8 protein-coding genes are annotated in these 9,551 nt (G+C 60.1%); 6 read left to right on the forward strand and 2 right to left on the reverse strand.

What is annotated here, in order from left to right:
- A partial coding sequence (locus AC1DT3_RS05590; RefSeq protein ID WP_477464257.1) for a RiPP maturation radical SAM C-methyltransferase occupies positions 1-1,248 on the reverse strand: 1,248 nt, incomplete at its 3' end.
- Positions 1,249-1,456: 208 nt separating this feature from the next.
- On the opposite strand from AC1DT3_RS05590, the gene AC1DT3_RS05595 reads away from it, so the two are divergent.
- Genes AC1DT3_RS05595 through AC1DT3_RS05610 form a run of 4 tightly spaced genes read left to right on the forward strand, consistent with a single transcriptional unit; the run spans position 1,457 to position 5,746 of the window.
- Positions 1,457-1,849 carry a Nif11-like leader peptide family natural product precursor gene (locus AC1DT3_RS05595; protein WP_477464258.1) on the forward strand — a complete coding sequence of 131 codons (393 nt, stop codon included), beginning with the start codon at positions 1,457-1,459 and terminating at the stop codon, positions 1,847-1,849.
- A gap of 13 nt (positions 1,850-1,862) precedes the next feature.
- Entirely contained in the window at positions 1,863-3,338 is a 1,476-nt protein-coding gene (locus AC1DT3_RS05600) for a radical SAM family RiPP maturation amino acid epimerase (protein ID WP_477464259.1), read from the forward strand.
- An 8-nt stretch (positions 3,339-3,346) separates the two neighbouring features.
- Positions 3,347-4,834, forward strand: coding sequence for a radical SAM family RiPP maturation amino acid epimerase (locus AC1DT3_RS05605; protein ID WP_477464260.1), 1,488 nt, complete (start codon positions 3,347-3,349; stop codon positions 4,832-4,834).
- Positions 4,835-5,746 (forward strand): GNAT family N-acetyltransferase, encoded by a 912-nt coding sequence (locus tag AC1DT3_RS05610; RefSeq protein WP_477464261.1) that lies wholly within the window; start codon positions 4,835-4,837, stop codon positions 5,744-5,746.
- Between the two features lie 11 nt (positions 5,747-5,757).
- Here the strand turns inward: AC1DT3_RS05610 and AC1DT3_RS05615 are convergent, their stop codons facing one another.
- Positions 5,758-7,143, reverse strand: a complete 1,386-nt coding sequence (locus AC1DT3_RS05615) for an aminotransferase (RefSeq protein ID WP_477464262.1) — start codon at positions 7,141-7,143, stop codon at positions 5,758-5,760.
- Between the two features lie 191 nt (positions 7,144-7,334).
- On the opposite strand from AC1DT3_RS05615, the gene AC1DT3_RS05620 reads away from it, so the two are divergent.
- Positions 7,335-7,814, forward strand: coding sequence for an Lrp/AsnC family transcriptional regulator (locus tag AC1DT3_RS05620; RefSeq protein WP_477464263.1), 480 nt, complete (start codon positions 7,335-7,337; stop codon positions 7,812-7,814).
- 181 nt (positions 7,815-7,995) lie between these two features.
- A complete protein-coding gene (locus tag AC1DT3_RS05625) occupies positions 7,996-9,441 on the forward strand; it encodes an amidohydrolase (protein WP_477464264.1) in 1,446 nt (481 codons plus the stop codon).
- Positions 9,442-9,551 lie beyond the last annotated feature (110 nt).

Raw genomic sequence — 9,551 nt, forward strand, 5'->3', positions numbered from 1 at the left:
CCATTTCAGAAGCTGGAGATTTTGCGACGCGGAGCAGCCCTTGCGCATCAGCTTCAGCACACGAGAATCGAGGCTCTCGATACCCGGTTGGATCCACCTCACTCCCGCCGCCGCGAGCATCTCGAGGTGACGCTTCTTCATGTTCGATTTGACTTCGAAGAAGATGGAGAATTCGCCTCCTTCCGCCGCAAGGCGGGGCATCACATTCTCGAAATACGACATGTCGAGGATGTTATCGACGGCTTCTATTCGGCGTGTACCGTATCGCGCGCTCATGGTGATCATTTCGTCCACAACCACCTCCGACGACTTGGCGCGGTATGACATGGTGCCACCGTTCAGGCCGCAGAAGGTGCAATGGCTCTTTGCGCCCCACCAGCATCCGCGGGAGAACTCCATCGGCAAGCCGGGGATGATGCGATCCGCATAGAGAGATTGTTTCAGCTCGGCGAAGTAATCGACGTAGTCGGGAAGCGGCAAGCCGCGCACATCTTCTGTCACGGCGCGGGGCACGCCGTCGCCCGATGAGGAAACGGGGTAACCCACCGCTCTGTGAACCGGTGCGAACACCCCAAAGGGAACATCCTCGATCGGCAGGTCGGCTCCAACCTCCAGGATGCGTCGAACGAAGGGGACGATGAAGGCATCGGCCTCCCCAGAGACCACGTAATCGATCCACGGGTAGCTCGCATGGGTCGTCCGCCCCATGATCGACTCGCAATTCGCGCCGCCGATCATCGTCACGACGTCCGGCGCGAGTTCGCGGATCCGCCGGAGGAGTGCAAGCGATGCTACGTGCTGCTGGAAGGTAGAGGTGCAGCCGACGACCCTCGGCTTGTGTTCCAAAACCTTGCGCGCGGCCCAATCGATATAGTCGACCATCTGAGCCCGCAGAGCGAGGAGCTGTGCGTCGTCCGGGCCACCGCGCCTTCTGCGCGGATTGCGGGAGGCGAGGCTTTCCAGAAAGGTGTCGTGATCAGGCGCGAAGTCGGGAAAGGCAGCAGCGCCAAACAGCCAATCCACAACCGCTTCTTCCGGCCTGATGCTCTCCAGAGCCCGGTAGTTCTTCATACCGACGAACTCGAGAAACCACAGACTCGGATAAAGCACGCGCGTATCGATGCTCGCTCCGTCGAGAATGGACTTCAACAATCCGAGCGCGATCGAGGGCCGCTCCACGCCGGAGAGAGGCATATTGACGAGGCAGACGTCCGCTCCCTGTTCACTCGTGCAAGCAGCCCTCCTCACCCCGGTACACTCCGCAGGTGAAAGAAACTGTGAGGAGATTGCCCTAATGGAAGGCGGGAGACGTGCATGGATGACTTCCAAACTGCTTGACGAGCAGCATAGGCAAGCTTACCTTTCTTTCAATATATTCCGCAAGGTAAGACCCCGGCAAAAGGGGCGTGACGTTTCCTGGTTGATGTCCGAAAATCCCTTCCCCACGAGGTGGTCCATGTCTGTCGAAGACGCAGAGCGTTTTGCGAATGACCTTGTCGGCAACAAAGAATTGCTGGCCCAAGTGAAGCAACATGCAACCGGCCTCGGCGCGGTAGTCGCCATCGCAAAGCAGCATGGCTACAACTTCACGATCGACGAAGCCAAGAAGTACATCCAGTCGCGCAGTTCGCAGGAACTGACTGATCAGCAACTCGATGCCATCGCCGGCGGCAAGCATCATCATTCGAGCGTTGCCACAAGCACAAAGGTCGCCCAGACCGCCTATGTCGCGAGCAGCGCTGTCGAAGCGGCGGAAGTGGCGACCACCGCCGTTCAGGTGTCGGAAGCTGCCGCCGACGTAGCTGCCGCAGCAGAAGTGGTGGCGGTCGTCGCGGCCGTTCTGACCTGATCGCGTAAGCTTCATGCCGGGGCGCTTGTCAGGCATTTCCCCAATCAGAGCCGCGGCCGCATGCACCGATCCGCGTGACCACCTTCGCAATGCGCTTGCTCGCCACGACACGGAGGCGCTCCAAACAATTGCCGAGGTCAAACGGTTTCGCGAAAGACTGATCGGCGACCCAGCCTTCCGCACGGCTCTGCGCGACGGAAGCCACCCCGACTGCAAGTCCTTCGAGCGTTACCGCCCTCTCTGGGACAAGGCGCTCGGACGACACGTGTATGACAACGACGGCCTCCTCTCATGGCCTGATGTAAGGCTCTGGAAAAGCTGGCAGGAGGATCTCGTCCGCTATCGGGATCTCATGTCCCACTACCCGACATCGCATGGCACGAATCCCCGCTTCACGGCCTGGCGCCAACGTCAGATGGCTCGTGCTGAAAGTGAACTTGGACCGATGCATGCAGCCATCACGCATCCGGTCGCCGCTTACGAACTGGCGAGCGGTTGTTCGGTGGGATGCTGGTTTTGCGGTATCTCGGCAGCCWCGTTCAATGGAACGGCCGACTACGATCGTGACGGAATGTTGTGGCGAGATATTCTGTCCGTCATGGCAGATCGGCTCGGCCCCGCGGCACGGACGGGTTTCTGTTACTGGGGAACCGACCCTGTCGACACGCCTGACTACGACCGCTTCCTGAACGATCATGGCGCAATCACCGGGTGGATTCCGCAGACGACGACCGCTGCTCCCCTGAAAGACTGTGATCTGATCCGGCGAGTTCTTTCTCTCTCGAATCCCGATCAACCAGTCCTCAATCGCTTTTCGGTTCTCACAACCCGGCAGCTCCACACGATATTTGAAGTCTTCACGCCCATCGATCTCCTCCTTGTGGAGATCGTCCCGCAGATGAAAGACTCGCTAATGCCCAAGGCGCGAGCAGGCCGGGCGCTCGATCGAGAAAAGGCGCGGCCGGAACAGGATCTGGGTTTGAGTGGCATAGCAACCACGATCGCCTGCGTTTCGGGCTTCCTCGTCAACCTGCCGGAGCGCCGCCTCCGCCTGATCGCGCCTTGCCGCGCCGACGGAGCCAATCCGCAGGGCTTTCTTACCTTTGCCGACGAAACGTTCAGCGACGGAGCGGATTTTGCGAACTGCATGGACAGGATCGTAGCGGCCCACATGCCAGATGAACTCGCCGCCGATGCTTTGGTCTCCTTTCGACGTGATCTCACCATCACCACTTCAAACCGCGGACTTCGTCTCGAAAATGCGGTCAGCGTCCACGAGGTAAGAGGCTTTGCGTTCTTGGAGCAGTTCGCGGCGCTTCTTGTGCAATCCCCTCGTCCTGTCGCGTCCATTGCCGAGACGCTGGTAGGCGGCGGCGCGAATTTTTTCGACGTGCATTCGCTCCTGACGGATTTGTACGACAATTGCCTGATCGAGGCCTCGCCCGCTTCTGAGCGGGAAGACGCTACCCTGACATTGGTTGAGAATTGAGGTCGCAGATGGACATCACCGAAGCCACTCGGCACTATCGCGGCATCTTCACCAAGCGGACGCCCGAGGAGCTGCGCATCCTCGCCCACATCAAACGGTTCATGGAACGCCTTGTGGCCGATCCCGGCTTTCGTCAGGCGCTCGCCGAAAACGTAGACAACCCGAAGGTCGTCGCCGAGCGCTACGGCATCGATCTCGACCCGCTCGAAATGCTGCCGCTCTATCACAGCCAGCATCTGCGCTACCGCTTTACGGAAGAGGAAGCTCGCTGGCCCCTCGCACTCGCGTGGGACGAGTACATGAAGGATATGTTCCGTCACCGCGATCTTCTGCGCGAGGAAGGCTCGATGGAGGGAATTCATCCGCGCTTTCACGCTTGGCGCGAACGGCAGATCAAACGCTCCATGAGCGAACTGGGCGGGTCCGGACCCTCCATCACTCATCCCATCGTCGCCTTTGAGTTAAGCGAAGGCTGCACCGTGGGCTGCTGGTTCTGCGGCCTTGCAGCGGAGCGCTATCGCGGTCACTTCCCCTATTCCGAAGAGAATGCGGCTTTGTGGCGTGACATGCTCGCCGTGATGCACGACATGTTCGATACCGCCGCGCGCACGGGTTTCTGCTACTGGGCGACGGATCCATGCGACAATCCGGATTATGACCGGTTCATCGAGGACTACTACCACATCACCGGCGCCCTGCCCCAGACGACCACCGCCGCGCCCTTGAAGGACGAAGCGCTGACCCGGAGAATTCTCGGATTGTTCGACCGTTTCCGAACCGTGACGAACCGGTTTTCCGTACTGACCGTCAAGCAACTGGACAAGATCCATGCGACGTTCAAACCCGAAGAATTAATGGGCGTCGAGCTCGTCATGCAGAACCGGGAATCCTTGACCGCCAAGGCCGATGCAGGACGCGCCCGCGAGCGCGTTGCAAAGCTGCGTGCTGCAGGAAAATCTGAAAAGATCGCGGAACTGTCTCGCGACCACACCACTATTGCATGCGTCTCCGGCTTTCTCGTCAACATGATGAAAAAGAGCGTCCAGCTCGTAACACCTGTTCCGGGTAGCGAACGCTGGCCGTTGGGTTACCGCATCTTCGGAGAACGCACCTTTTCGACAGGCGCCGAGTTTCGCGCGGCGATCGAGGGGCTCATCGACGAACATATGATGGCCGGTCTTCCCGGCGAATGGCCCGCGCGGTTCCGCTCGGATCTGCGCTATGAGCCGATTGCGACCGGCTTCAAGCTCCATTCACGCTGCATCGAACACCTGGTTGAGAATGAGATCTGCGGCCGCATGGTCGGTGACCTGATTGCTCGCGGCGATCTCGCCGTCGTCGACGTGGTCGAGCACCTCGTGAACCAGGGCGTGAGCGTTCTCGTCGTCGCTGATCTCCTTGAAAAGTTGTTTGATGCAGGGCTCCTGCTGGAAGCAAATGCGGATGACGATCTCCTCCCGCCCGGCCTGCCCGTGGTTGCCGCTTTGACGAATTGAATGAGCGGGACTGTGCGTGTCGTTCCGGTGCCGGCAGGCGAGCTCGAAGCGCTCGGCCACCTCACATTTCCGGCGGTGCTGTCGGCAATCGCGCCCTTCTTCCCTGAAACCCTAGCCTTCGCGGCATTCCGGGATGATGAGCCTGTCGGTCTCGTCATCGGCGTTCGCGGTCCGAACGGGGAGTTTGAAGTTCTGTCCCTCTTCGTCTCAGCCTTGTCGCGCAGGCAGGGCATCGGCTCGCGATTGCTCGCGCTGCTGGAAAAGGCCTTTGCCGCGGCTGGAATGCGCCGAGGCGTGCATTTTTTGACCGTCAGGTCCGAGGAACAGGGGCCTGTTCGATTTGCGATGAGGCAGGGTTGGGCGAGGCCGACAATCACCAAGCTCGTATGCCGCAGCACGATCCAAAACGCCTTCGAGACCCCGTGGCTCGTGCGCGCGAAACTTCCGTCGCACTACGCCATTCGCGACTGGGCGAGACTTACCCCACGAGAGCGCGCGGCCCTGAGGGCGGGCGTTGGGGATTGGATTCCAGAGGAGGTCGATCCATTTGCCGTTGAGGCGGGTTTTGACCGAGCGACCAGCGTCGCTCTCGTCGACGAACGGAAATCAGCGCGACCGGTGTCCGGCTTCGTCGTGACACACCGCGTCGCTTCCGACACGTTGCGCTGGACCTGCTCCTACGTTGATCCCGCCCTTCAAGGTAGCGCACGCATCCTGCCGCTCTGGCTCGAAGTGGCCAGCCGCCAGCGTGTCCTTCGAGGGCCGGAGGAGTTCGTCTTTACTGTTCCCTTGACGCAGCCGCGCATGGCACGTTTCGCCGCGCAGCATATGCGCCCCTGGCTCACCGATCTCGCCTATTCTTGCATCACGACAAAGAATGTCGCGATGCATCGGAATCCTGACCGCGCGTAGCCGAGTATAGCCTATCGACTCGTTGCCGGCAGCACGACGTCGACGGCCGCCCGCGCGGCCTGTACGACGATATCGGCCTCCTCACGGGTCAAGCAAAGAGGCGGCGCGAAACCAAGGATATCCCCCTGGGGCATAGCACGGGCGATGACACCACGCTCTGCGAGCGCCGCCGCGACCTGCTGACCAATCTTGTGCGAAGCGTCGAAAAACTGACGATCATCCTTGTCTTGGACAAACTCCACCGCAGCCATCAACCCCTCGCCACGGACCTCGCCCACGTGACGATGGTCGGACAACGCGTCTGACAGTTGTTCACGGAAATAGGCGCCGACCAAACGTGCATTTTCCACGAGATCCAGTTCACCGATGAGCTCGAGGTTCGCGATCCCCGCGGCAGCGCAGATGGGATGAGCGGAATAGGTCCACCCGTGGCCGATCGGGCCCATCTTGTCCGAACCCTGAACGAGGACCTCCCAGATTCGGCTTGAGACAATCGTGCCGGAAAGCGGTGCGTATGCCGACGTCAGTCCCTTGGCGATTGTGATGAGGTCCGGACGCATGCCGTAGTGATCGGAGCCGAACATCGTGCCGAGCCGCCCGAATCCGGTGATGACTTCATCTGCGACGAGCATGATGTCATATCGCGCGAGTACGGACTGGATCCTGTCCCAGTAACCGGCGGGYGGGGGCACAATGCCGCCGGTTCCKAGGACTGGCTCGCCAATGAAGGCCGCGACCGTTTCCGGACCCTCGGCCAGGATCATCTCCTCCAGCTTGTCCGCGCAATATTGCGAAAATTGTTCCTCGCTCATCGAGCGGTCCGGGCGACGGAAATAGTACGGCGCTTCAGTATGCAGCACGGGCATGCGGGGCAAGTCGAAAGCCGCATGGAAGACGTCGAGACCCGTGAGACTGCCCGTCATGACTCCAGAGCCATGATAGCCACGCCAACGGGAAATGATCTTCTTCTTTTCCGGTCGTCCAAGGATGTTGTTGTAGTACCAGATGAGCTTGATGTTCGTCTCATTGGCGTCCGAACCAGACAGCCCGAAATAGACACGGCTCATGTTCGCCGGCGCTCGTTCGACGATCATTCTTGCAAGCGTGATCGACGCTTCGGTCCCGTGACCGACATACGCATGATAATATGCGAGGTTCTTCGCCTGCTCCGCGATCGCATCGATAATCTTCTGGCGCCCGTAGCCCACGTTGACGCAGTAAAGGCCGGCAAACGCGTCGAGGCTCCGCTTTCCCGCCGTGTCGGTAATGTAGACGCCGGCGCCGCTGCTGACTACGCGTGTAGGAGTTTCACCGCGAGCATGCGCACCCATGTTCGTCGAGGGGTGAAAGAAGTGATCCCGATCCCAGGAGTTGAGCTGATTGCCGTTGTCGAGCATGTAGTTGGTTCTTCCCTTTCGACGACCGGTGCGCAGTTCAGCGGCCCGCTCGCTGCATAATCTCTTCAATCCGCTCGCCGCTGCGGAGACCGCGCTTCAACGTAATAGCAACAATATGCTCTTGGCAGCAAAATGGGCCCCATGTCAGAGTAATTCCGGCGCAACATCGACACTCTGCGCAGGAGTCCTGCATGGCCGTACTCGACAACATCGACGTTCTGATCCTCAATGCCGTTCAGAAAAACAATCGAATGACCTCCGATCAGTTGGGGGAGCTTGTCGGGCTCTCGCCAACGGCCTGCCAACGGCGTCTGAAACGGCTTAGAAGCGAGGGTGTCATCGAGGGTGACGTTTCGATTATTTCCCCTAAAGAAGTCGGGCGTCCCATCTCGATGCTCGTCCTGGTTTCTCTCGAGCGCGAACGCGCCGACATCATCGATCGCTTTAAGCGGGCCATTCGCTCGACCACCGAGATCATGATCGGGCTCTATGTGACCGGCGAGGCCGATTTTGCATTGCTCGTGACGGCGCAGGACATGCAGGATTACGAGCAGTTCACCCGCCGCTTCTTCTATGAGAATCCCGACATCAAGKGTTTCAAGACGATGGTGGTGATGGATCGCGTCAAGGCCAGCTTCGAACTGCCCATCGCCGCGACGGACCTAGGTTAAGGCCTGCCCGCAGTGCCAGGCAGTCGCACCATCCGCATAAAACCTGCATCAAAGGAGGGAATTGAGGCGGATTACTGCATAAATACGTCATAATTTGCCCATTGCTACTCGATCCCCTTCGCTATGATGGAAGGCAACGAAAATGGGCAATAGCCCAGGGAACGACGGCCGGAGCGCACGTATGTCAGACGAGCCGATATCGGCTTACGTTGAGAGCAAAAGCCGTGCCTATTGCGATCTGAGYGATCGCATTTGGGACACGCCGGAGCTCAACTTCGAGGAGCATCGCTCGTCCTTTGAGCATGCGCGAATGATCCATGCGGAAGGTTTTCGCCTGCTCGAGTCAGTCGCAGGAATGCCCACCGCCATCGGCGGAGAAGCCGGTGAAGGCGGTCCGGTCATCGCAATTCTAGGTGAGTACGACGCGCTGCCGGGCCTCAGCCAGGTCGCCGGAGCAACAGAACCGCATCCCCTCGTTCATGCTGGCAACGGACACGGTTGCGGCCACAACCTGCTTGGCGCCGGATCCCTTCTCGCCGCTGCCGCGCTCAAGGATTGGCTGGCAAGCCACGGTCTCAAAGGGCGCGTCCGATACATCGGTTGCCCCGCCGAGGAAGGCGGGTCGTCCAAAAGCTTCATGGCGCGCGCCGGCGTATTCGACGATGTCGACGTTGCAATCTGCTGGCATCCGGGGCCGTTCACGGGGGTTACGACACCGCTTTCTCTGGCATGTGTCGAGGCGGAGTTCGCCTTTTCCGGTCGCGCCGCGCATGCTGCAGTTGCTCCTCATCTCGGTCGAAGCGCGCTTGATGCCGTCGAGCTGATGAGCGTGGGCGTCAACTATCTGCGCGAGCACATGCCGCCGGGAGCGCGTGTCCACTATGCGGTAACAGAGACCGGCGGAATCGCACCCAATGTCGTGCAGGCCCATGCCCGAGTGCGCCATCTCGTGCGTGCCGCAACGCTCGACGAGATGTGGGCGCTGTTCTCGCGCGTCGTCGATATCGCACGAGGTGCGGCACTGATGACCGAGACGGAGTTGTCGTGGAAGCAGGTTGCAGGAGAAGCCAATCTCGTCGGCAACACCGTTCTTGAAAAGCTGATGGACGAGACCCTCAGAGGGCTGGGCGGCCCCGGCTTTGACGCCGATGATCGCGCATACGCAGCCGCCATACAGGCGACTGTCGATCGGGCAGACATTCGGAGAGCCCGCACAAACTTCAAGCTAGCACCCGATTCAAACGACGCCCTGACGGAAGAAATTTATCCGCTCGGCGCCGGATCGCCAAACGCCATCGGGTCGACCGATGTGGGAACGGTCAGTTGGATCGTGCCCACCGTCCAGTGCCGTGTGGCCACGTGCGCAGTAGGAACTCCTGGGCATTCTTGGCAGATGGTCGCGCAGGGTCGCTCACCCGCCGCGCACAAAGGGATGATCCTTGCCGCGAAAGCGATGGCCGGGGTTGCCGCGGCTCTCTTCGCGGATCCCAGAAAGCTGGATGCGGCACGCCAGGAGCACAACGATTTCCGTGCGAGCAATCCCTTCAAGAACCCGATCGGAGACGAGATCCAGCTCGATTTGACCGTGGCTCCCGACAGGGGGGCAGCAAATCGCCTCGCGAGCTGATGCCGAAGGACTCGAATGACAACGAACGCTCGGCATCGGTTGCATGAAGCCGAGCACCATAGGGACCTTGGAAAGCGCCAAACTCAACGTCAAACAACTCTAGAGGATAC

It is taken from the genome of Microvirga sp. P4_G7, from assembly GCF_056401005.1.

What these genes read in the sequence shown, in the direction of transcription:
- AC1DT3_RS05605 (WP_477464260.1), top strand. Translation starts at nt 3,347, where the DNA reads ATGGACATCACCGAAGCCACTCGGCACTATCGCGGCATCTTCACCAAG.
- AC1DT3_RS05595 (WP_477464258.1), top strand. Translation starts at nt 1,457, where the DNA reads ATGTCTGTCGAAGACGCAGAGCGTTTTGCGAATGACCTTGTCGGCAAC.
- AC1DT3_RS05610 (WP_477464261.1), top strand. Translation starts at nt 4,835, where the DNA reads ATGAGCGGGACTGTGCGTGTCGTTCCGGTGCCGGCAGGCGAGCTCGAA.